The 22,804-nt window shown below is 47.3% G+C and carries 19 protein-coding genes; 10 read left to right on the top strand and 9 right to left on the bottom strand.

Annotated elements, in window-relative coordinates:
- Positions 1–9: 9 nt before the first annotated feature.
- The 5 genes from EGI32_RS19170 to EGI32_RS19150 form a co-directional block, all read right to left on the bottom strand.
- Positions 10–837 carry a universal stress protein gene (locus EGI32_RS19170; protein WP_255157272.1) on the bottom strand — a complete coding sequence of 276 codons (828 nt, stop codon included), beginning with the start codon at positions 835–837 and terminating at the stop codon, positions 10–12.
- Between the two features lie 65 nt (positions 838–902).
- Positions 903–1,454, bottom strand: coding sequence for a DUF1003 domain-containing protein (locus EGI32_RS19165; protein ID WP_255157270.1), 552 nt, complete (start codon positions 1,452–1,454; stop codon positions 903–905).
- 32 nt (positions 1,455–1,486) lie between these two features.
- Positions 1,487–2,323, bottom strand: coding sequence for a universal stress protein (locus tag EGI32_RS19160; RefSeq protein WP_255157268.1), 837 nt, complete (start codon positions 2,321–2,323; stop codon positions 1,487–1,489).
- Between the two features lie 34 nt (positions 2,324–2,357).
- Positions 2,358–3,197 (bottom strand): universal stress protein, encoded by an 840-nt coding sequence (locus EGI32_RS19155; RefSeq protein ID WP_255157266.1) that lies wholly within the window; start codon positions 3,195–3,197, stop codon positions 2,358–2,360.
- 30 nt (positions 3,198–3,227) lie between these two features.
- Positions 3,228–4,046, bottom strand: a complete 819-nt coding sequence (locus EGI32_RS19150) for a universal stress protein (protein WP_255157264.1) — start codon at positions 4,044–4,046, stop codon at positions 3,228–3,230.
- A 195-nt stretch (positions 4,047–4,241) separates the two neighbouring features.
- Between EGI32_RS19150 and EGI32_RS19145 the strand changes: the two genes are divergently transcribed.
- Positions 4,242–5,762 carry a L,D-transpeptidase family protein gene (locus EGI32_RS19145; RefSeq protein ID WP_255157262.1) on the top strand — a complete coding sequence of 507 codons (1,521 nt, stop codon included), beginning with the start codon at positions 4,242–4,244 and terminating at the stop codon, positions 5,760–5,762.
- 101 nt (positions 5,763–5,863) lie between these two features.
- On the opposite strand, the gene EGI32_RS19140 is transcribed toward EGI32_RS19145, so the two are convergent.
- A complete protein-coding gene (locus tag EGI32_RS19140) occupies positions 5,864–6,691 on the bottom strand; it encodes a universal stress protein (protein WP_255157260.1) in 828 nt (275 codons plus the stop codon).
- Positions 6,692–6,794: 103 nt separating this feature from the next.
- Entirely contained in the window at positions 6,795–7,244 is a 450-nt protein-coding gene (locus EGI32_RS19135) for a pyridoxamine 5'-phosphate oxidase family protein (protein ID WP_255157258.1), read from the bottom strand.
- Positions 7,245–7,472: 228 nt separating this feature from the next.
- Here EGI32_RS19135 and EGI32_RS19130 point away from each other — a divergent pair, with 228 nt between their 5' ends.
- From EGI32_RS19130 to EGI32_RS19095, 8 genes are all read left to right on the top strand, one after another.
- The gene (locus EGI32_RS19130; protein ID WP_255157256.1) at positions 7,473–8,732 is read left to right on the top strand and encodes a PAS domain-containing sensor histidine kinase; all 1,260 of its coding nucleotides are present in this window, start codon (positions 7,473–7,475) and stop codon (positions 8,730–8,732) included.
- A gap of 1 nt (position 8,733) precedes the next feature.
- Positions 8,734–9,795, top strand: coding sequence for a response regulator (locus tag EGI32_RS19125; protein ID WP_255157254.1), 1,062 nt, complete (start codon positions 8,734–8,736; stop codon positions 9,793–9,795).
- Between the two features lie 219 nt (positions 9,796–10,014).
- Positions 10,015–10,419, top strand: a complete 405-nt coding sequence (locus tag EGI32_RS19120) for a hypothetical protein (RefSeq protein WP_255157253.1) — start codon at positions 10,015–10,017, stop codon at positions 10,417–10,419.
- Positions 10,416–11,606: a FapA family protein gene (locus EGI32_RS19115; RefSeq protein ID WP_255157251.1), complete on the top strand. Its 1,191-nt coding sequence runs from the start codon at positions 10,416–10,418 to the stop codon at positions 11,604–11,606. Before EGI32_RS19120 ends, EGI32_RS19115 begins: the two co-directional genes overlap by 4 nt.
- Positions 11,607–11,830: 224 nt before the next feature.
- Positions 11,831–12,256: a hypothetical protein gene (locus EGI32_RS19110; RefSeq protein ID WP_255157249.1), complete on the top strand. Its 426-nt coding sequence runs from the start codon at positions 11,831–11,833 to the stop codon at positions 12,254–12,256.
- Between the two features lie 151 nt (positions 12,257–12,407).
- A complete protein-coding gene (locus EGI32_RS19105; RefSeq protein ID WP_255157247.1) occupies positions 12,408–12,716 on the top strand; it encodes a carboxymuconolactone decarboxylase family protein in 309 nt (102 codons plus the stop codon).
- Positions 12,717–12,726: 10 nt separating this feature from the next.
- A complete protein-coding gene (locus EGI32_RS19100; protein ID WP_255157245.1) occupies positions 12,727–13,071 on the top strand; it encodes a hypothetical protein in 345 nt (114 codons plus the stop codon).
- Positions 13,072–13,164: 93 nt separating this feature from the next.
- Positions 13,165–14,487 (top strand): acetyl-CoA hydrolase/transferase family protein, encoded by a 1,323-nt coding sequence (locus EGI32_RS19095; protein WP_255157243.1) that lies wholly within the window; start codon positions 13,165–13,167, stop codon positions 14,485–14,487.
- Positions 14,488–14,689: 202 nt separating this feature from the next.
- On the opposite strand, the gene EGI32_RS19090 is transcribed toward EGI32_RS19095, so the two are convergent.
- Complete coding sequence (locus tag EGI32_RS19090) at positions 14,690–15,682, bottom strand: NAD(P)-dependent oxidoreductase (RefSeq protein ID WP_255157241.1); 993 nt, start codon at positions 15,680–15,682, stop codon at positions 14,690–14,692.
- Positions 15,683–16,225: 543 nt separating this feature from the next.
- Between EGI32_RS19090 and EGI32_RS19085 the strand changes: the two genes are divergently transcribed.
- Positions 16,226–18,610 (top strand): ABC transporter permease, encoded by a 2,385-nt coding sequence (locus EGI32_RS19085; RefSeq protein ID WP_255157239.1) that lies wholly within the window; start codon positions 16,226–16,228, stop codon positions 18,608–18,610.
- A 290-nt stretch (positions 18,611–18,900) separates the two neighbouring features.
- Here the strand turns inward: EGI32_RS19085 and EGI32_RS19080 are convergent, their stop codons facing one another.
- Positions 18,901–22,728, bottom strand: a complete 3,828-nt coding sequence (locus tag EGI32_RS19080) for a M36 family metallopeptidase (protein WP_255157237.1) — start codon at positions 22,726–22,728, stop codon at positions 18,901–18,903.
- Between the last annotated feature and the right edge of the window lie 76 nt (positions 22,729–22,804).

The raw sequence follows: 22,804 nt of genomic DNA, 5'->3' as shown, positions 1-22,804 counted from the left end.
AAAATGTAGTTAAGTAGTTGACGGGTGCATCGCCATTACCGGAACGTAGCTATGCAGCACGAATATTTTTGTATGGCTGCGGTGCAGGATGTTATGAAGGATCCCGTGCCGGCGGGGCAGTACTACCAGCAGGTCGATATTTTTCTGATCGGCAAATTCCATGATCTCCCGGTCTGTATCGTTGCCCGCCAGGAAATGAAAATGCGGAGTTATGTCACCGAGCATATTTTGCAGTTCACCCGATTCAAAAACTACCTGCGGGTCAAAATCATGTTTGTCGCCTGTATTCACTACATGCAGTTCGGCGTTGAAATCTTTCAGCAGGATCAACAGTTCATCAGCGGGTATCGTATCGGGCACATTATGAAGGTCGCAGGCGAGCCCGATCTTTTTGATGCCGTTGAAGCTTGCCTGCTTCGGCACGGTGATCAGGGGCCAGTGAAGATGTTTCATGGCATATACCGTGTGGCCGCCCAGCAACAACCGTTCGGCGGCTGTAGTGCCCTGGCTGCCCATCACTACTGAATAGGGATGTAATTTTTCGCATTGCTCTTTAAGCGTGGTAAAAAAAGGCCCCTGGATCGTAAGGGTATCTATTTCCACCGAACCGGCCGTTCGTTTTACCAGGTCGTTTTTCAGGTGGAGCAGCCCTGTTTCCGCTTGCAGCATTTCTGCTTCCACATCTGTCACTACCGGGATATCCGTAGCAACCATCGGAAACTGGTAAACGTGCAACAGAACAAGTTTTGCCTTGATGGCCTGTGCCATGTCGGCAGCATAATTGGCGGCGTTTGTAGCGGTAACTGAAAAATCCGTCGCGAGCAGGATCGTTTTCATGTCATAGTTTTTTATGATTAAAGATTATTTTAAGCCAGGTTGATGTTTCAGCTCCTGTTGATGCTTTATTTCTTTACTTGCCTTTTGCCGGTATCCACCAGTTTCCGGATATCTTCCATCAGGTTCATCTGTGTTTTTTGTATCTCAAAAAGTGTCTTCATTTGCTCAGTCATCAACAGGTCGAGTTTGCCGTGGAGGTTGCGCACTTCTATTTCCGATTTAAGATTGATCATGTAGTCATTCACGGCACGCTGCCTGTCTTTTTCTTCCTTCCGGTTCTGGCTCATCATGATCAGCGGAGCCTGCAGGGCTGCTATGGTAGACAATACAAGATTGAGGAATATGAACGGGAACGGATCAAAAGGATGAATGAAAAAATAACTGTTCAATATGATCCACAACGCCATCACCAGGGCAAACGATATCACAAATTTCCAGCTGCCGCCAAACTGTGCAATTTTATCCGTCATCCGGCTTACGAAGGGTGGATTGCGGTCCTCGAATTCGAGTAGTTTTTCCGATAATAATTTCTCCTCTTCCACGGTTTTCAGTACGATGGTATTCAGTTTATCAAGCTGTTCTTTTTCTAGTTCCAGGAATTGTTCTGTATTGGTCATTAAGGAAATTTATCAGTTCGTCGAAAATATTTTCAGCCATGGGCAACAAACAACGGCAGGTCACTTTCTTTCATCAGCACATCGGCCATGCTTTGCCTGAACCAGCGGCTCACGTTGCCCCTGCTGTACGACCCCAGCACTGCCATCGTGCCGGGCGGCTGATGTTTCATATGCTGTGGTATCACTACTTCCGGGTTCCCGGAAAGTATCGTCCTTTTGGCGGTGGGGTAATGTTGTGTGAGAAATTCCCTCATCAGTTTGTCATCGGGGGTGTGTTCCATATTATCTGTGCCCGATACAGAAATGATCTCTGTTTCAAGCAGCATGTACTCCGGCAAAATGTAACTGAACATCTTGATAGCAAATACAGACGCGGGGGCGCCATCATATAACAATACGATCTTTTGAACGGGTGTATATTTTTCCGGCACAAGCAGCACGGGGCAGCAGGTATTTTCGAGCAGCTCACGTACAAACCGGGTAGGTGTTTTTTCGGGATAGCGGCTGAGGCTTTCCGTTTTACAGATGAGCAGGAGATCGCCATAAATGCTTTCGTGAATGATCTGCTGGTGGGCAATATTCTTATCCGCATGTATGGTGTATGCCAGGTTTTGCTGTATACAATTCGTTTCAAAATTCAGCGCACTCGCATGCCGTAGCTGATCATCCGCCTGCCGGTATGTATCCAGCAGCTGTTCATCTGCCTGTTGGTTAACCACCACATCGTACAAACTAAAACTGTTGTAAACGGGGTCGTCCATAAAATAACCGCACAGGTGTATCCCTGTTTGTTTTGCCAGTGCAAGGGCATGGTCACGCGTGCTGGTGGAATATTTCAGCCCGTCAAAGGCGGCGATGATCTTTTTCATATTGCTTGTTTCAGGTTTGTTTAGTTGAATAGCATCAATGATGCGTTATGAATACAGGCTGGCTCATGGTTCGTATCAAACGGTCGGCATGGCTGTCTTTGAAGAATTGCGAAAGCTGCGTACGGCCATAAGCGCCCATTACCAGGAAACTGTTTTTTTGCGGGAAAACGTATTTGAAAAGCCCGTTGACGGAATTGTCTTTTCGTGCAATGAATTCAAACGAGGTGTAATGATCGCTGAGCCACTCGCCAAAATTGTACTTGTCCACATCATTCCAGGTGCCCGTTTCATTGATCTGCAACACGGTCACTTTTTTAAGTTGAAACTGGGGAAAGAGATACGTGAACTGTTTGATGGCAAAGACGGAAGAGGCAGTGCCGTTGTAGGTAAAAACGATCTCTTCTATGGCGTTAAAATCTTCGGGTGCTATCACAACCGGGCATTCGGCGTTATGCAGTACCTCACGGGTAAAATCGGAGGGGGTGCCCTGGTAAGAGTGCCTGAAATTAGTTTCGGCATCCATTACGATGAGGTCGGCGAAACGGCTTTCGCCGATCATTTCTTTCAGCGGCATCGCACGATCGCGGTGTACTTTAAACCCTACTTCCCTGGAAATGCAGCCCCGTTTGAACCATTCGATATTATTTTCTATCGTGGCCATTTTAGACAAGTGCTGCGGGTTGTCTTCATCTACCACCCAGTCTACATAACTCATCCCATAAGCCCGTTTCATCACCGCGTGTTCTTCAGATTCCTGGTCTTCTAAAAATACGCCGGTAACAACGGAGCCGGTGAGCCTGGCCAGGTAACAGGCAAATTCCAGAGCATTCTTATTGGGGTTGGTGGCATCCATGGCCAGCAGGATCTTTTCCATGATGATTTGGTTTAATGAAGCACCTTATAGCTACCGGTGTGCAATGAACACAGGTAACGCATGCTCATCAATGATTTCTGTGATAAAGCTTTTTTTAAACAGTTGTGAAATTCCCGACCGTCCGTACGACCCGCATACCAATATGGATGATCTTCGTTCGCTTAACCAGGTGTTGAACAACGCTTTTGTATTCAACTGAAGGTTTAACATAGAAAGGTTGGGGAAATGCCTGCCAGCCAGTTCTTCCATCTGCTGCATCTCCGGAAGGCTCTTCGTTTCATCCCCGGTTACATGAACAAGCATTACATCACAGTTGCATAATTCGGGAAAGAGGTAGGCGAACTGTTTGATGGCAAAGATGGAAGAAGTGCTTGCATCATAGGTGAGCGTAACACTTTGAGGAAAGGAATATTTTTCCGGCACTACGATTACAGGGCACCACAGGTCGTGGAGTACCTGTTCGAGGTACTGTTGCTGATCTTGTTTGCTGAACCCACTGTAAAAAGCTTCCGATCCAAGGATCACCAGGTCTGCAAACCTGCTCTCCTTTTTAAGTGCCGGGATGGCAAGGTCAAAGTAATCTTTATGAACACGGTAGTCTATCCGGTGGGATTGGCAAAGCTCTTTGAAACGGGCGATATTCTTTTCTATTTTGTCTGCGTCGTCACCTTCGAGCAATGGCACCGATACTGATCCGCCGGCGGCATAACTCCATGCATTCGCTATCTGCGCCTGCGGCAAAAAAACGGCCGTTAACAATACCGGGCTGAGTTCATTCAGCCTGCGTGCAAAGTCAAAAGCGCCTTCGGAAAAATTGGTTTCGTCGAAAGCAAGCAATATCTTTTTCATAATCATTCTTTTCCATGAATTAATGACACCGAAGATATTTTGCGTACAAAGCATTATCAATGACTGCCCTTCTGCTTATGCCTGATATGCATCATGAACCTGCTGATCATCATCACCTGCAAGCCTGATGATGCTTGCAGGATCAGGTAAGCTTATCTCATAGTTTTAGCCCCGCCACATCAATGGCGGCATATCATGATAAAAAAGATCCTGTTACTGATGCTGATCCATTCTACTGTAACCGCCCTTGGGCAGGGTAATGAACAGTCGCTGGAGCAATACCTGCAATCGCGCCGCGATGGAATTTCCGAAGCCGTCTGCGAATTTTACGAGTGTTATGGCACTGCCACAGCATGGGTGGGAAGTCAAAACCAGGCAAACCTGGTTGCACTGGAAATGGAAATGGCGAAAGCGCCGCAGCTGGGGCTTCGCTCCGCCGATTATCCACACGCCTGGCTGGCTGCACAACTCCGGGGAAATAAGCCCTTTACTTCTGCAGCGGATTCGCTGGCAACGGAAATAAGGATAACGGGTATAGCCATGCAGTTTTACCGCGACCTGCAATATGGCAATGTGGAACCGGCATTCGGGTATAAGGGATTACCAGTTCCTTTTAGCTGGCACAAAGTTGCCATCCGCCTGGCCACCTATGTTGGCCGCCATCAGCTCACCAGCCTTGCGGCGGATCTTACACAGCGTTTACCCGAATTGAAAGTGATCGCTCAGAAGATCGTTTATTTTCAGCAGGTGGCAGATGCCCCGGGGTTTGTAGAAAAGACAGTAGTAAGAAAAGTTGTTTCGGCAGAAAATAAAGAACTGGCCCAACGGCTCTTACAGATGGGATTGTTAAAGTCGGCAGAGGACGATGCAGCCGTGAAGAATGCTGTACGCCTTTCCCAACGAGAGTTTGGCCTGCTGGATGATGGCATCATCCGGACCACTTACCTCGAAGCGCTGAATATGCCTTTAAAAAAACGATTGGAGCAACTGGTTTTATCGCTTAATTATTACCGTTGGCTGGCAGTGCTGCAGGAGCGGCAGGAGGTGATCGTGGTGAACATTCCCGCGGCATGGATGAGGGTATATGATTATGGAACCACCACACTTGAGATGAAGATGGTATGTGGTAAGCCTTCCACTCCAACCCCCACACTTACCAGCACGGTTGATGAAGTGATCCTGTACCCATACTGGCATGTGCCTTATAAGATCGCTACGCGGGAGTTGTTGCCGCTGATCAAAATGAACCGTGCTTTTTTAGACCAGGGGAGTTACCAGGTATTGAATAAAGCGGGCAAAATTGTTGATCCCGGAACGGTGAACTGGAAGGCGCTCGGCCCGTCAAATTTTCCTTATACGTTGCGCCAGAGTACCGGCTGCGATAATGCGCTTGGACTCATCAAACTGAATTTTGATAACCCATATTCGGTTTATCTCCACGATACCCCCAATAAGATGGCTTTCCTGCTTGGCAAAAGATTCCTCAGCCATGGCTGCATGCGCATGGAAAAACCATTTGAGCTGGCCCGCGACCTTTTACCGGTTAATCATATAGCCATAGATACATTGGAGGAGAAAGGGAATATCCGCAACAAGGTACCCGTAACAGTGAAAGCGGATACACCTACACCGTTAGTGGTATGGTATAACCCGGCCGGGACCGATACAGACGGGCAACTGCGTTATTACGAAGACGTATATGGTAAAATGAAATAAGAATGGGTGAGTAAGTGAATGGGCAGCATGCAATGGGTTGCCGTTAATTCTTAATTCTTAATTCTTAATTCTTAATTCTTAATTCGTAATTCGTAATTGTCTCAGTACACTAATTTTTTATGGAGCACAAGTATTGGCAGGTTACTATGGGTGATGAACTGGCGGATATTATTTTTATAAAAAATATCCAGGATGGAATGGGCCACGGGGGCCACTATCAGCACATCGATCGCAGACTTTTCGCAGAAAGCAAGAATATCGGCATCGCGGTGGTGGCGCCTGGCCTGGTGAAATTCGGGTTTGATGGGGGATAAGTGTTTCATCAGCGAAGCGTTGTTGCGTAAGCGTTCTTCTTCGGGGAGGTTTTCCCTGGTGACCGACAGCAACAGCAGTGCCGCTTTGAGATCGCTGCAAAAGCGTACGATCGTGGCAGTGGGTAAAGTATAAGCCGCTTCATTTTCATCGATGACGAAACATACCCTTTCCACCGGTTTGTATTGCGCCGTAACTGGTACCGCCAATAACGGGTAAGGCAGATGTTTCATACAATACAGCGTATGACTTCCCAGCAGCATATACCGGGCGGCCATATTTCCATAACTGCCCATTACCACCAGGTAGGGGTCCATATGGGCGCAGGCATACATCAGTTCCACAAAAAGGCTGCCTGTACGGATCTCCGTAGAGATCGTCACTTTGTTATTCGTCAACACCCGCAGGTCTTCTGCCAGCAGGTCCAGCTCTTTCACCGTTATTTTCTGCAGGTCGTCCTGCGACATGTCGCACGGGATATCCGGCATTAATAAAGGTATCTGGTAAACATGCAGGATGGTTACTTCCGCCTGCAGGTCCGCGGCCATCGATACGGCATATTCCGCCGCATGGCGTGCAGGATCGGAAAAGTCGGTAAGCACGAGTATTTTTTTCATGAGCGGGAAAGGTTGAAGGTTGAAGGTTGAAGGTTGAAGGTTGAAGGTTGAAAGCACATCATAGATCCTACATCATAGATCACAGATCATACATCATACATTTCTACTGTTTTTCAAACCTTCCGGTCATACTTTTTATTTTTATGCGGTACATGATTGGTTTGAGGCGGTTGCTGTCGTCGGGTGTTGAGGTTACGCCATGTTCATGCGGGTGAACGGTGGCGCTGGTGAGCAGTGGAAAAATGCGGTCGTATAAATTATTACGTGCCGCTATCGCCGCTTTGCCTTTCAGTTCTTCAAAATGCCCGTCGATAAATACGCTTTGCCAGTTGGCCATATCTACGATCATATCCACCTGGAAACATACATTCTTGTTCTTTCGCATCATGTCGAGCTTGGTGCCTTCGTTGCTCTGGCTCACGATGTATCCGTCCTCAAAAATATAGGTAACAGGTACTATATAAGGTTTGTTTCCTGCAATGCAGCCTACACGGCCGACTGTATGGCTGAGCAGCAGGTTTTTTATTTGTTGTTCGTTTAGTTGTCCTAACATGTAATTGTTTTATAAGTAGAGAATGGCCAAAAATAGGGGTCGCGCCTGCTTGTTTGAATGACGAACACCTTCTGCAGGTATGATCCATCTCAGTTCCGGGGCTGAAAGCTATCATAACTGCCTTGGCCGGTTGCCGGTATCTTGGGGTTACCGCCGGAATATTTTAATAACATCCCTGCCGCATCATATATATCGTGGGCACTGGAAAACTTTAGCTATTTTTATTACATGGATGAAACATCAGCAATAGCGTTAGTAAAAGAAAAAGAGCGGTTTCAGGCATTGTTTGAACACGCTTCGCTGGGGATACTGGTGGCTGATGAAAACGGCGCGATCGAATTGGTGAATAATTTCATGCTACGGCAGTTTGGATATACAGAGAAGAATGAGCTGGTGGGTAAACCGGTGGAAACATTGATCCCCCAACGTTACAATCATTCTCATCACCGGCACCGCGAAAATTACAACAGGCATCCCGAACCCCGTTCGATGGGTGTTGGCCGCGACCTGTATGCAGTAAAAAAAGATGGCAGCGAATTTCCCGTGGAAGTAAGCCTGAGTAATTATCACACTATCGACGGCAATTATATCATCGCGTTTGTGATCGATATCACCAAAAGAAAAGAGATCGAACAAGACGTACTGGATCAGCAAAAGCTGCTGAAAGAATCCAGCGAGCAGATAGAACAAATGAACATTGAACTCGAAAAAAAGGTAACCTTGCGGACTTCCCAGCTGGAGGAAGCCATGCACCAGGTAGAAGCAGCAAGGGATGAGCTGGAAAAAGCGCTGGAGAAAGAAAAAGAACTGGGTGATCTTAAAAGCCGCTTCGTTTCCATGGCTTCCCACGAGTTTCGCACACCGTTGAGCACTGTACTTTCCTCAGCATCCCTGCTGGCAAAATATACCGAAACTGATGAACAGGATAAAAGGGATAAACATATCAATCGCATCAAAGCATCGGTCAACAATCTCACTTCCATACTCAATGAATTTTTATCTATAGGAAAAATAGAAGATGGTAAAGTCACCGCAAATTATACAAATTTTAATGTGCGTGAGTTTATCGAAAATGTGTGTACTGAGGTAAAGGCAGTAGCAAAGGAAGGTCAGCAAATAATGGTGGAACATGCGGGAAAGGATGAAGTGATGCTGGATGAATCGCTTTTGCGCAACATCATGTATAACCTTCTCAGTAATGCGATCAAATTTTCGGGGCCGGTGGCGTTCATCCATGTAAGTTCCAGGGTGGATGACGAAGGGTTTACTATCCGTATCAGCGACAACGGGATCGGTATTTCCGAAGAAGACCAGCAGCATCTTTTTGAGCGATTTTTCAGGGCTTCCAATGTTACCAATATACAGGGTACCGGCCTCGGGCTGCACATTGTAGCCCGGTACGTAGAATTGATGGGCGGTAATATCAGCTTTGAAAGCGAACTGGAGAAAGGTACCTCATTCACCGTTTCTTTTAAACCTCTACAATAATATGAAACAACGTATCTTATTGATCGAAGACAACGACGACATCCGCGATAATACTGCAGAAATACTTGGTCTTTCCGGGTATGAAGTGGACGCCGCAGAAAACGGGAAAGCCGGCATTGAGCGTGCATTGGCAAACCGCCCCGACCTCATCATCTGCGATATCATGATGCCGGTGCTCGATGGTTATGGGGTGCTGCACCTGCTGAATAAAAACGAACAGCTGAGCGGCATACCACTTATCTTCCTTACCGCAAAATCTGAGCGGAGCGATATGCGGAAAGGAATGGAAATGGGCGCCGACGATTATATTACAAAACCCTTCACCGATATCGAGTTATTGAGCGCCATCGAAAGCCGCCTTAAAAAAGTAGCGTTACGACAGAAAGATTTTTCTTCGGATCCCGAAGGGCTGCACCAGATGGTGGCTGTTTTTGGGGGAACCGCGGCACTTGAAAAAATGATTGAAGAAAGTGATGAAAACGACTACCGTAAAAAATATGTGTTGTATTCCGAAGGCAACCGTCCGCACCGCCTGTATTATATCAAAAAAGGCAAAGTGAAGACCTTTGTGAGTAATGATGACGGTAAAGTGCTTACCACGGCGTTATTCGGTGAAGGGGATTTTTTTGGCTACACAGCATTGCTGGAAGATCTGCCCTACAAAGAAACCGCCGAAACGATGGAAGAAAGCAGCATCGTGGCGATTCCCGCAGACAGCTTTCGGTTATTGCTCCATCAAAATATGGATGCCACCAAAAAATTCATTCAGTTGCTTTCGCGGGATGTGATTGAAAAAGAAAGGCAATTACTCAACATTGCCTACAATTCTTTACGGAAGAGGGTAGCAGGCGCCCTTACGATGCTTACAAAAAAATTCCGCGAAAGTTCTGAAAAAGCTTTTCACATCAGCTTTTCCCGCGAGGATCTTGCAAACATTGCAGGCACCGCCACCGAATCACTGATCCGCACCCTCAGCGATTTTCGCCAGGAAAAACTGATTGAGATCGACGGCACGAAAATTATCGTGCTGGAAGAAAAAAAGCTGGAGAATATGCTCAATTAACTGCTCGTTTTCATAGCGTTCTTTTCCGCCGCCTCATGCCCGGAGGCCGTGTGTGGTATTGTACCTGCCCTTGCCATAACATATTCCATACACTGTACTGACGAACATCATCGATCTTGCCATAGATCGTCATGGGATGTAATGAAGCTTATTCGTTGCTTTGATGCCGGCAACCAGTATCCTTTGCCTTTCAATCCCTAAAAATTTAACAGCCGCATCATGAAAACGTTATTTTATTTCCTGCTCTCCTGCCTTATACTTTTCAGCATCATCACCGGTTTCCTGCTGATCATGAATCCCGACGGGCAATTGCTGGGCCTGGATAAAAATATTCTGCATAATACCCCTTTCAAAAATTTCGTATGGCCGGGGATGATCCTCGTAAGTGTGGTAACCACCTTTGCGGGCCTTGCCATTTTCTATTCCCCCTGCAGGGTTTTACGGATGTGTAACGCTGCCCGCATAGCCGCGGCGGCACTTATTCTCTGGATCATTATCGCGGATATATATGCAGGGGCGGTTTACTGGCATTCGTTCATGTTTTCCGCCTGTGCGGTGTGGGTATATATATTATCGGTACGATATGAGAAAAAATGGTTTGAAGAAATAAATCAACGACAATGAAAAAGATGATCCTGTTAATATTGCTGGTGCCTTTGAGTGTTTCAGCAATTGCCGGCAATTTATTTGTTGGCAACAATGTAACTATTTCAAGCCCTGTGCACGATAACCTGTACATTACGGGCGGCACTGTTACCATCAACGCACCCGTGTGGGGCGATGTGGTAGTGGCTGGTGGCAATGTGTTCTTCAATGATTCGGTGATGCACGACATCCTGGTTGCCGGCGGTAATGTAACCATTGCAGGCATTGTTAAGGAAGACGTGCGGTTTGCGGGCGGATCGCTCAACATAACCGGCAGGGTAGCAGGCGATGTACTGTTTACCGGCGGGAAATTGTGGATCGGAAAAAATGCCGTGGTGAAGAACCTCATCAGTTCGGGTGGCCAGGTACACATCAACGGAACCGTTACGGGAAGCGTTACCGCACTCGCCGGTAATGTTGAAATGAATGGAAGTGTAGGCGACAGCATATATTGCAAAGCCGCCAGCATACTCATCAATGGCGGTATCAAAGGCCATTCGGCATTGTCGGCCGATATGCTCATGTTTGGCCCGCATGCATTGTTTTATGGAGATGTACGCTACTGGAGCAATAAGGCCCGTCCTAATTTTTCCGGCATTCTCATAAATGCCAGAGCGGTGGAGGACCCTTCGCTGAAATTTTTCCCGGAAAAATGGTATTACCTGGGCGCAGCTTCCCTCCTGGGAGTGGCCTGGTACCTGGCCTCGGCATTCGTGATGATCCTGCTGCTGCAATTCCTTTTTTCAAAAACAATGCGCAGGGCAGCCGGTACACTTGCGGACCAACCGGTGTTGGCGTTCAAATACGGGTTGTTGTTCATCGTGCTGGTACCCATTATTTCATTGGTTTCCATGATCACTTTCGCGGGCATTATCCCGGCGTTATTTCTACTGGCAATTTTTATGCTGGTCTCACTGGCCGCGTTGTACATCACCGCGGTAGCGGGCGCCAACTATATCCGTCTAAGATTTCCAGGCGATTGGTCGAATGCAAAACTGGTGATGACCGCTTTCGTGTTATGGATCGGGTTGAGGCTGCTGACGATGGTACCTTATGCAGGCATCGTATTCATATTATTACTTTCGGCTGCTGCATTCGGTAGCATCCTTTATCATTTGCCTGGCTGGAGGCGCTTTCGCAGGAGGAAGGTGGAGGTTGAAGGTTGAAGGTTTTCGAACTGTGATGATAGTAATTCAAACGGGCTTCGAAGTGAAGGATCGGAATATTCAATCATTCGAGTTGACTACTCCAGGCAGTTGACAACTGGCGGGAGTTGTCAACTCGGGGAGACAGAAGGAGATTCTGAATGCATTGTATCATCCGTATCCCTGATCTATATCAGCCGCCTTTTTTCGCTCACTGTGTATGTTGCATGCTGAAATTTATCATTATGTCAACCACACTGTCGAAATATTACCTGGAAGAACTGCAGGACTGGCGCAACCGCATAGCCTTTTACACAGAAGAGGCAAGCGTATTGACCGGGCAGCTGAAGCAGTTGGTTCCGGGTGTAGCAGCCGAAATGAAAGGGCATCAGCATGCCATTGCTGCCAGTATCAGGGCATTTAAAAGTATGCACGAAAAGATCAGGGCACAGGAAAAGCTGCTTACCCGCGGGCCGCAACTGCTCACCGAAGACCACCTGGTAAACGATAATATGGAAAAGAAACAGCAGCAGCTTCGGGAAAAAATGATCCTGCTCGAAAAAGAATATACCGCGGCCAGGTATTCCTGCACCGGATCCATACCCGGCGCGTTGAAAAAAGCCTTGCTGCAGGGTATCCCCATCACGATCGATACCAGTTGCGAACCATGAGCTTATTTTCCGGCTCAGCTTCGTAGACGTGTACACGAATATCATGGGCCATGATAGCAGTCACCCAACAGGTAGTTGCAAAAGGCTACTGTCACCATAAACGGAACCTGTTTCCGGTTCTATCATTTTATGATCTTATAAAAACTATATCATGAGTGTAAATTCTATGCAGGTGTTTGAAACACAGGCCCCTGAAGTTTTTAAAGCCTTCAATGGCCTGCTGCAGTCCATCATTCAATCGAGGGGGCTGGATGTTAAAACCAAGCAACTGATCTACATTGCCATTAAAGCGGCACTGGGCGATACCACGGCTGTAAGCTTCCACATTGGTATGGCAAAACAGGCCGGCGCCACATTGCCCGAAATAAGCGATGCCATATTGATGACCCTCACCACCAGCGGCATCAGTGGTGTAGCTGCCTGCCTGCCGATGGCGGTAGCGGCTTTTGAAACCAAATAAATTTGTATCCATGCCATTTGGTACCAGCACAAAACTGTTTTTGCTGAAGATGCTGCATAGCATCGTATGGCTCATTTTTGTAAGTGCCATCTTGTACGTTTGCTGGTGCGGCATCAGCAACCATATTAACCTCTTAACCTGGATAGCCATTGCTGCGGTATCAGGCGAAGGGCTGGTATTGCTGGTCTTCAAAGGGTATTGCCCCATCACGCTCAGCGCCCGGAAATATTCAGACGCAAAGGCCGACAACTTCGATATTTTTTTACCGGAGTGGCTGGCGAAATACAACAAAGTGATCTTTACCTGCCTGTTCGTTATCGGGCTGGCAATTGTATTGTGGCGGGTATTGAAATAGCAGTTTTGAACCTGACCACCATCAGTTATTTGCATGTTTAAGGTCAGCCATCCGCTTTTGCGGCTAGCTTTATTTTGCGGCACAAACAGGTTTATGTATAGAGATACCAATAACACCATTATCCCTCCTCATGTTGTGGGTAAAAGCATGACGGCCGTACAAGCGGTAAGCAATATCGGTTCGAACCAACGGGTTTTCATCCACGGCAGTGCCGCCACCCCGGTACACCTAATCAAAGCGCTTCAGCAGCGGCACAATGAACTGCAAAATGTAGAACTGGTAAGTATTACCACGCTTGGAGATATCAACTTTAATGATCCCGATTGCCGGAACAGTTTCTTTATGAATTCTCTTTTTGTATCGGCTAATACCCGCGCTGTGGTAAACAGCGATCATGGCGATTATGTGCCGGTTTTTTTAAGCGAGATACCGAAGCTGTTCAGGGAAAATATTCTGCCGATAGATGTCGCGATGATACAGGTGTCGCCGCCCGATAAACATGGTTATTGCTCGCTGGGCACTTCAGTAGATGTGGCACGGGCAGCAGTGGATACTGCGAGGTACGTGATTGCCCAGGTAAATAAAAATATGCCGCGGACCCATGGGGATGGATTTATTCATGTAGATAAGATCGATGCCCTTGTACATTTCGATGCGCCGCTGCCCGAAGTGGATTACAGCAGCGGGTTGAATGAAGCAGTGGAAAAGATCGCCTATCATGTAGCTTCATTGGTAGAAGATGGCGCCACACTTCAACTCGGCATCGGAGCCATACCCGACCAGGTGTTGAAAAACCTGCAGGGGCACCGCAACCTGGGGCTGCATACCGAAATGTTTTCGGATGGGGTAGTGCCGCTCATTCAAAATGGCGCTATCAACAACAGCCTGAAAAAACTCAACAGGGGCCGTTCGGTTACCGGGTTCCTGAGTGGCACGCGCAAACTTTTCGATTTTGTGGATGACAATCCTGCTGTAAGGGTGATGGATATTTCCTATGTGAACGATACCGGTATCATCCGGCAAAACCCCGCCGTTACCGCCATCAACAGCGCCATAGAGATAGACCTTACCGGGCAGATATGTTCGGATTCGCTCGGCACCTATCAATTTTCGGGCATTGGCGGCCAGATGGATTTTATCCGCGGGGCTTCCCTTTCGCCCGGCGGTAAACCGATCATCGCATTGCCCTCACAAACCTCCTCCGGTATTTCCCGCATTGTACCGATATTGAAGCAGGGCGCCGGGGTAGTTACCAGCCGTGGGCATGTGCATTGGGTAGTAACGGAATATGGCAGCGTAAACCTTTTTGGAAAAAACCTTAAACAGCGGGGGCGGCTGCTTATTGGCCTGGCCCATCCCGATCATAGAGAAATATTGGAAAAAGAATTTTGGGAGCGATTTAAAACTTTGCCGTAAGGAGCCCGATATTGGTCGTCGCAGTTTCTCCGAAAGCAAAACAAAAAGAACGGGTATCTGGTCAGGCTTGTACCAATGCTTCGAAAGAATTTAATGTATTGCCCCTGAATATTGCTGAAACTTATCCAGTTTCAGACTCTTCTTTAGCGAAGTCCATAAATCATTGGCTTTATTTTTTTTTCACATGATCGCTTACGTTCGCCTATCCATGCTCCTTTACCGGGTATGGCCCTTGCTCAAATACTTCATCATGGTATCCTTTCTTGCCGACAGCCAACGTGAGCGGGCTCCTGAAGTCCTTATTCTGCCGCAGGCAATCCAGCACATGAGCAAAATCGTATTTTGGCTGCCAGTTTAGTTCCCGCCTGGCTTTTTCATTCACATATACACGATCTATTTCCGGCAACATGCGCCAGTTTTTTTCTTTAAAAAGTTGTTCATATTCGGGAAAGATGGATGCCACCACTTCGGGGGCATCTGTACGAAGCCTGTTGAGTTGTTCCTTGTTGAATGGAGTGGTGGCGCTGATGATGTATTTTCCAAACCCGATCTGTTTTGCCTTATCCAACGCTGCAAGGTGCGCCGTTACTACATCTTCGATATCCATCCGCCGGTACAGGTATTCATTCGCTTTGATGTTGAGATCGTCGTATGATTCCCTGGTAGCTTTTTTATCATCTTCTTCGGGGAAGAACCGGGATGTTTTCAAAACCAGGCAGGGCAGCCCGTGATTCCGGAAAAACAACTGGCAAAGGTCTTCGGCAGCTGTCTTGGTAACGCCATAAATATTTTTTGGAATGGGCTGGATATCTTCCGTGATCCAGATGGCAGGAGTCCCGGCTTCGGGTGTGAGCATATCGCCGAATGTACTGGTGGTGCTGGTGCAGATAAATGCCTGCACGTGGTGTTTCAACGATTCTTCCAGCAGGTTCAGCGTGCCCGTAATATTTGTATCAATAAAATCCTGGTCGGAATGTGTGCCCACATGCGGCTTGTGCAGCGTGGCGGTATGCAGTACCGCGTCAACACCCGCCATGCACCGGCGTACAAAAACCGGGTCGGCAATAGAACCCACAAACTTTGTAAACTCCGATGGCTTGATGTCTATGCCAATACATTCATGTTCCGAATCTTTCAATGTGCGCATGAGCGCTTCGCCCAGGTGACCGCTGCTGCCTGTAATTAAGATCTTCATTCCGTATTTTTAAGGATACAAAAATGAAGGATATTTTGCTTTCAGAAAAAGGAGATTTTCGACACTGTGGCCATTTGCTTAATGGCGGAAGGTATCATCATATTTCATTTGATGTACTATTTTTAGTTACTTACTATTGCCTTCCTGTTTAGATTCGTTGCAGGAAGATTGTCCATGTATGTTGACTATAAGTGTGCGGTTGCCTTGGGTGATGGTTACTGAACCTGCTTCGGGGTAATATTGATTGTTTTGAGATACCGTGTGATAATTGATCGTTATCGTATATTCGTTACCGTTATAGATGCTGGTACGCGGATTACACGAATTTTAAGAATCACACGGATTCGGGTAGTACAAAGCGCAACGAAACACTTTGTACTAAATCTTCTTCCCGTCTTCCCGGCATACGCAATGCCCGAAACCGCACAGGAAGCGTATCAAAAGCGAACACCCTAGCCTGGGGTGGATTATTTATATTGTTGATAATCAATAGTATGTATTTTTGGCTGCATCGTTGTAAGGTTAAAGCCAAAACTCATACCGATGTTTAAAAACTATTTTAAAATTGCCTGGCGCAACCTGCTGAAAGACAAACTTCATTCGTTCATCAATATCGTCGGGTTATCGTTGGGCATGTCCGTGGCGATATTGATCGCTATCTGGGTGTACAATGAATTTTCGTACGACAGGAATTTTAAACGGTATAAAAATATTGCACAAGTGCTACAGCATCTTACCAACAACGGGGAGATGCAGACCTGGAAAAACGTGCCATATCCGCTGGCAGAAGAATTGCGCACCAACTATGGTGGCGATTTCAGGCACATTGTGATGGCGGTAGACTGGGGCGACCACCAGCTTACCATCGATCAAAAAAAATTAAAAGGACGCGGCGGCTTTTTTGAAAAAGAAATGCCCGAAATGTTTACGCTCGAAATGCTTAAAGGCAGCAGGTCTGCGCTGAACGACCAGTCGGCGATCCTGCTTTCCGCTTCCGCGGCAAAAGCGTATTTCGGCGATACAGATCCGATGAACAAACTGATCACGATAGGCCAGATGCCGCCTCTTAAAGTGGCGGGTGTTTATGAAGATCTCCCGATGAATTCATCCCTGGCAAATCTCAACTTCATTGCAGGTATGGAAGCCTGGTACCATGCTAATAACGAGCTGCGGGATACGGACGATCCATGGCGCCCGAATTTTACCAGCTTATTTGTGGAACTGAACGACAATGCGGATATCGCTTCGGTGAATGCCCGGATCAAGGATGCGAAGCTGAAAAAACTCAATGCCGATCTGCAGAAGAAAAAACCAGCCTTGTTTTTGCATCCCATGAGCCAATGGCATTTGTACGGTGAATTTAAAAACGGGAAAAATGTTGGTGGCGCCATCCGGTATGTACGCATGTTTGAGCTCATCGGTGTGTTTGTATTGCTGTTGGCGTGCATCAATTTCATGAACCTCTCTACAGCCCGCAGCGAAAAACGTGCGAAAGAAGTAGGCGTACGAAAAACGATCGGTTCCCTCCGCGGGCAGCTGATCATGCAGTTCTTTACAGAATCTTTTCTCACCGTAGCATTCGCGTTTGTATTGTCGCTGCTGATAGCCACTCTGGCGATGCCGTTTTTCAATCAGCTTGCAGACAGGCAGATGTCTATTCCCTGGCTGAACCTGTTTTTCTGGGGAGTGAGTATCTTATTCATTTTGCTTACAGCATTTATCGCGGGAAGTTACCCGGCATTTTATCTTTCTTCTTTCCGCCCCGTACAGGTGTTGAAAGGCACTTTTAAAGCGGGCAGATTTGCCGCGGTGCCGCGGAAAGTAATGGTGGTGGTGCAGTTCACCGTTTCTGTTGCACTCATCATCGGCACGGTGATCGTATACCAGCAGGTGCAGCATGCCCGCAATCGTAATATCGGTTATACAAGGGCCAACCTTATCACCGTGCCAAGCAACAATGCCAATATACATCAGCATTTCGATGCGGTGAAAGCCGAATTGCAACGTTCCGGCGCCATCAGCAATATGGCGGAAGCGGAAAGCCCTACCACCAGCATCTGGAATACTACCAGCGGTTTCAGCTGGAATGGCAAGGACCCTAACCTTCCGGTAGATCTGTGTGTAGTAACGGCTTCTTATGATTATGGAAAAACGATCGGATGGCAGATAAAGGAAGGGCGTGGGTTTTCGCGGGATTTTCCAACCGATTCTTCTGCAGTGATACTCAATGAAGCATCCGTTCGTTTCATGGGATTGAAAAAGCCTGTGGGTGAAACAGTGGTGTGGTGGGGACAAAAGATGCAGGTGATCGGTGTGATCAAAAATATGATCATCGAATCGCCGTATGACGAAGTGCGCCCGATGATCTACACGTTATCAGCCGGGCAAGGAAATATGTCCATCTTAAAATTAGCCGACAATAAAACTACCGAAGCCGCATTGAGCAGCGTTTCTGCGGTGTTTAAAAAGTTCGATCCGGATCAGCCGTTCGAATACAGTTTTGTAGATGACGAATATGCGAAGAAATTTGGTAACGAAGAAAGGGTAGGCAAGATCGCGAGTGTGTTTGGTGTACTGGCCATTATCATTTCCTGCCTTGGATTATTCGGGCTCACTTCATTCGTTGCGGAGCAAAGAAAAAAAGAGATCGGCGTACGCAAGGTACTGGGTGCTTCCGTATTTAATTTATGGAACCTGCTTTCGCGTGAATTTGTTTTGCTGGTGGTGATCTCCTTCTTCATCGCCGTACCTGTTTCCTGGTATTTCATGCATGGCTGGCTCCAGAATTATACTTACCGAACGAGTATACCATGGTGGCTGTTTGTGGCTACAGGTATCGGAACTGTGCTCATAACATTGATCACCGTGAGCTTTCAATCCATCCGGGCGGCCATCGCCAACCCGGTGAAGAGTTTAAGAACAGAATAGAAACAATTGTTAATGACGAATTACGAATTACAAATGTGAGCGAAGATTGAGGCGAAAGAGAATAGCAGATTAAGAGATGAAGGAGATTGCACAGATTATTTCCTGCGCCGCAGAAAATCAAAATGCAGTTTATAAATTTTGGAACTCATACCCGGTTGCAAAATTTATAAACTGCATTGCTATTTTATGAAGTAAAAATAATCTGTGTAATCTCCTTCATCGCTTTAAAATCAGCAATTCTCTTTCGATTCGATCATTCGTAATTCGTAATTTTCAATTTGTAATTGATTCTATTTCTGCACCATCATCCTGATCGTCGTTCTCTCTTCACCCATCACTTCTACTACATAAATACCTGCAGAAAGGTTGCTGGTATTGATCTTAAGTTGTTGTATGCCAGGTTGTGCAGTAAGGCTGGCAACCAGGCTTCCTTTTCCATCGTACACTTTTACGGCGGTATTCTTAGCGTATTTACTGATGTATAAAGTAGCTTCCGTAACGGCAGGATTCGGAACGAGCACCGGTGATTTTTTAGTCACTTTGGAGAAGTTCACGATGCGGACATCCGAGAGACTGGTGTACCCATCCTGGTCGTTAATTTTCAGGCGGTAATAATTTTTGCCAAATACAGGGTCTGCATGTAACGCTGTGTAATTATTGTTGAGCTGGTTCAATGCTTTCACGGTGGCGATCCTGCTCCAGGAAATATTGTCTGCACTCCATTGCACATCAAAATCACGCACATTCACTTCGGCCGCTGTTTTCCACGTGAGGGCAACATGACCGCTGTTTTCTTTTGCATCAAAACTGATCAGCCTCAATGGTAAAGGATTGGATGTAATGAACACCGGCGTGAACGTAGTGTCCGTTATCACATTGGATGCATTGTAGATCCCTGTTTTTAATAAGGCGCCACAACCGCTGGTGCGGGTGATGTCATCCACGTACCAGCCTTCTACAGCTACACCGTTATCGGATGTAGAACGGAAACGGATATTCACGTCAGCCGATCCCAAAGAAGAAAGATCCAGCATCGCATTGGAGAAAAATTTATTGGTACCGGAGAATGCTCTTCTGCCCGACAAAGTGGTAGAAGCATCCATTGCGGTAGAGTAAGAGCCCCTTAAAAACAACGGAGCAGCATCTGTCCAGATTCCACCGCCATTGGTAGAGTATTCTACTACGCCGCCATCGAAGGTGCTTTCTGTATTATAAAAATGCGAAAAAGATAAAAGGCTAAGGTTGCCAACTGCCGAGCCTGCCGTAGCAGCCGATGTAAGCGTATTGCTGGTGATCGTTGTTGGTGTAGCGCTGAACCAGGATGAAACCGGACTGTTGGCCCTTACAGTGCTGGTGCTCCAGCCCGAAGTACCGCCAGATACAAATCCACCTGTGGTACTGCCATCACGGTTATCATTGATCGATAACAATACCGGGCAGCCGGCAGCTGGTGTCTGTAAAGTGATAGTGTAGTTTTTAACTTCGCTTGCTGTAAAAGATGCTGCAGGGAACGTGAGTACATTTCCGCTGAGCGTAGCTCCTGCAGGTGTGCTGCTGACGTAGATAAATCCGGCTGGTATGGTATCGCGTACCACGTAATCGGTCACTGGCCCACAATCGCACGAAAGCGTATGCGTGAAGGTGCGCTGCGTAGAAGGTGCCACTTGCAATACTGAAGGAATGCTGATCCTGACCTTAACCGGCAGATCAAATGCTGCTGTCTGATCTGTTGCACTGCTCGATAAACCTTGTCTTGCGCTGAAGCCCATTCCCCTGCGGCTGAAAGCGTTCCAGATAGCGCAACGATATGCACCATTATATAAAATGGAATCGGCGGAGAGGATGGCGTCGCGGGCATCGAGGAAGCCGGGGCTGCAGGGTTGCAACTTCATGCCGGTCATAACAAGTTTCAACGCAATGTTGTTGCCGGCTACCGCAGATGAATTGTAAATATCAGGACTGATGCTGTTGGTCTGCTGGATGATGTTCCAGGTCATATCCCACAAAGCCGCACACCAGATCTCTCCTATGTCGTGCACTTCGGTGCTCAGTGAAAAGCTGGAGTAGGTGAGTGGGTTAACAGCCATATTGGTAGAATATGGATAACGGCGGATACCTGCGCCGGTAGTTGTCTGGCTGATCGCGTAATTGCCTACCGGGCGAGGGGTTGGCCCTGCTGTTACAGGAGTTGCAGCCCAGTTGGTAGTAAGCATCAACGCCAGGTAATCGCTCCATCCTTCGCCGCCCTGTTCAGCATTTTGCAGGCAACTTGAATTGGCCGGCCCGCCGGTAAGCCTGTTGGATACACCATGTCCATATTCGTGAACAACAATGCCGTTGTCGAGGTCACCATCTTTTGTAATGCCCACACTGGCAAGCGTTACCACTACGGGGATTCCGGCATTGATCTGGGCCAGCATGGTATTGGCAGTGGCGGTAGAAATATTCAGCTGAGGTATCGTTACCGTAGCATCTGTACCGGTAACGCTAAACACTGTGGAATAATATGCCAGCACGCCAATAGCGCCGGCGTTTTGAGCATTCTTCACTTTACCGATATAATTTGTACCACAGCCCAGTACGTCTATTAAAACGATCTTGCCTGCTACTTTAGAAGGATCGAGGGGAGCAGCACAGGCATAATGGGTGGCAGATGCGGAATCATACAAGGTTACCTGTCCGGTCACCGGGCCAATATCTTCGAGGTAATTGGGTGCTACAAAATTGCCTTCATAACTGGGATACACACCTGCTATGGCTGAAGGAGTATTTACCGTAAGCACGCCCTTTGAAGGAAATACATACATCTGCATTCTGCCACTGGTACCGTCCACCGGGGTGTTGAAGTTGGCATTGCTGGTGCCGTTGCCATCCTGCGCATGGGCATCCACATGATCATTTCCTGTCCCACCTCTTGCCAGGTTATCATCCTGGAAGTTACCTGAGGCTTCTGTAAAACCATACTGGTAGGTGACATCATGCACAATGTTGTTCCAGTAAAAAAGATTGTCGAGCGCCACTTTTTTGTTTTCGACACTGAGGGTAGGCTTGATCGCCGGATTCTGGTCGTGAATGAAACTAAGCGATGGCGCAGGAGTAGTGGATGTGTCCGGCCAGTTGTTGGTAGCGGAAGCGGTATTATTATTATCGCGGTCGAGGAAAGCGAATACGTTGTTGCCCCGGGTGAAGGTATAGTTGTTGACGCCGTTAAAATGCCATCCATTGGTAGTGGCGTTGTTACCGGCTCCTGCAAGTTCCCAGGGATTGGTTACAGTCTGAAAGCTGCTGTATATGGGGCTTTCGAATGGATAGGGTATCACTTTGTATTGGGCAGTCGTTACATTTGGAGGGGCAAGCAAAGCTGTTCTGCCTTCTGCCAGGGGAGCGGAGGAGGGCAATGCCGGAACAAAATCGGGCATAGGGGTCAATCCCTCAACCTGCGGCTTGTTCAAAGTTTCATTCACCGTCCAGTTATCTTTTTCGAGATACTCACCGGTCATCGCATCGATGCGTACATTCCACCAGTCGCTGGAACCTGCCACATCAATGCTCACATTCCAGGCAAGCTTTACAGATTTTTTATCTTCCGAAGGCACAAAAACGAGTGTTGCATCAATATCCCTGCGGGCAATTCCACCGGCGCTGATCTTATAACTTTTGCCGGAGGCGAAATTATCTGCAACAGTAGTGAAGGCAGCCTGGCTGTTCAGCTTCAGATGGCTTGCCGCAGCACGTACTGCTGCCACAGGGCTCAGCGCAGGGATGATGGTGCTGATCTTGCCAGCCAGATCCTGTACATAAGTGCCGGATGCGGTCTGGAAATTATCGCTTTTAAAAGCGGATGAAACAATGGTATTAAAAACCCGGATGCCCTGGTATGCCTGCTGTACATACAGGAACGTAAGGCCGGTAAGGTCATCCTTATAACCATCGGTGATGATGGCCTGCGCTGCATCCACCTTTGAAATGCCCATATAAGCGGCATTTTTTAACAGGAGGTCGCGGTATTCTTTATTGTCATTGGGAACAGTATTCTTTGCCTGCTGCGCCATCGCCGGAACGACGAAAAAACAAAACAAACCAAGAAGGTAAGAGGAAAAAGGGGAAAATTGTTTCATGTAATAAATTTATATTATCGAATATATATCGAAAACGCGAGTGGGCGTACAGGAAAGTGGGAATCTACTACAAATT

The organism is Ferruginibacter sp. HRS2-29, assembly GCF_024343615.1.
Lineage (GTDB): Bacteria > Bacteroidota > Bacteroidia > Chitinophagales > Chitinophagaceae > Ferruginibacter.
Note: the sequence above shows the minus strand (reverse complement) of the source record. Positions and strands in the feature narration are given on the sequence as shown.

Coding starts and splice junctions, on each gene's coding strand:
- EGI32_RS19120 (WP_255157253.1), top strand. CDS start 10,015: ATGAAAACGTTATTTTATTTCCTGCTCTCCTGCCTTATACTTTTCAGC.
- EGI32_RS19095 (WP_255157243.1), top strand. CDS start 13,165: ATGTATAGAGATACCAATAACACCATTATCCCTCCTCATGTTGTGGGT.
- EGI32_RS19085 (WP_255157239.1), top strand. CDS start 16,226: ATGTTTAAAAACTATTTTAAAATTGCCTGGCGCAACCTGCTGAAAGAC.
- EGI32_RS19080 (WP_255157237.1), bottom strand. CDS start 22,728: ATGAAACAATTTTCCCCTTTTTCCTCTTACCTTCTTGGTTTGTTTTGT.
- EGI32_RS19150 (WP_255157264.1), bottom strand. CDS start 4,046: ATGAAAAAGATATTGCTTGCTTTCGACGAAACCAATTTTTCCGAAGGC.
- EGI32_RS19160 (WP_255157268.1), bottom strand. CDS start 2,323: ATGAAAAAGATCATCGCCGCCTTTGACGGGCTGAAATATTCCACCAGC.
- EGI32_RS19135 (WP_255157258.1), bottom strand. CDS start 7,244: ATGTTAGGACAACTAAACGAACAACAAATAAAAAACCTGCTGCTCAGC.
- EGI32_RS19125 (WP_255157254.1), top strand. CDS start 8,734: ATGAAACAACGTATCTTATTGATCGAAGACAACGACGACATCCGCGAT.
- EGI32_RS19100 (WP_255157245.1), top strand. CDS start 12,727: ATGCCATTTGGTACCAGCACAAAACTGTTTTTGCTGAAGATGCTGCAT.
- EGI32_RS19130 (WP_255157256.1), top strand. CDS start 7,473: ATGGATGAAACATCAGCAATAGCGTTAGTAAAAGAAAAAGAGCGGTTT.
- EGI32_RS19115 (WP_255157251.1), top strand. CDS start 10,416: ATGAAAAAGATGATCCTGTTAATATTGCTGGTGCCTTTGAGTGTTTCA.
- EGI32_RS19140 (WP_255157260.1), bottom strand. CDS start 6,691: ATGAAAAAAATACTCGTGCTTACCGACTTTTCCGATCCTGCACGCCAT.
- EGI32_RS19110 (WP_255157249.1), top strand. CDS start 11,831: ATGTCAACCACACTGTCGAAATATTACCTGGAAGAACTGCAGGACTGG.
- EGI32_RS19090 (WP_255157241.1), bottom strand. CDS start 15,682: ATGAAGATCTTAATTACAGGCAGCAGCGGTCACCTGGGCGAAGCGCTC.
- EGI32_RS19105 (WP_255157247.1), top strand. CDS start 12,408: ATGAGTGTAAATTCTATGCAGGTGTTTGAAACACAGGCCCCTGAAGTT.
- EGI32_RS19155 (WP_255157266.1), bottom strand. CDS start 3,197: ATGGAAAAGATCCTGCTGGCCATGGATGCCACCAACCCCAATAAGAAT.
- EGI32_RS19170 (WP_255157272.1), bottom strand. CDS start 837: ATGAAAACGATCCTGCTCGCGACGGATTTTTCAGTTACCGCTACAAAC.
- EGI32_RS19165 (WP_255157270.1), bottom strand. CDS start 1,454: ATGACCAATACAGAACAATTCCTGGAACTAGAAAAAGAACAGCTTGAT.
- EGI32_RS19145 (WP_255157262.1), top strand. CDS start 4,242: ATGATAAAAAAGATCCTGTTACTGATGCTGATCCATTCTACTGTAACC.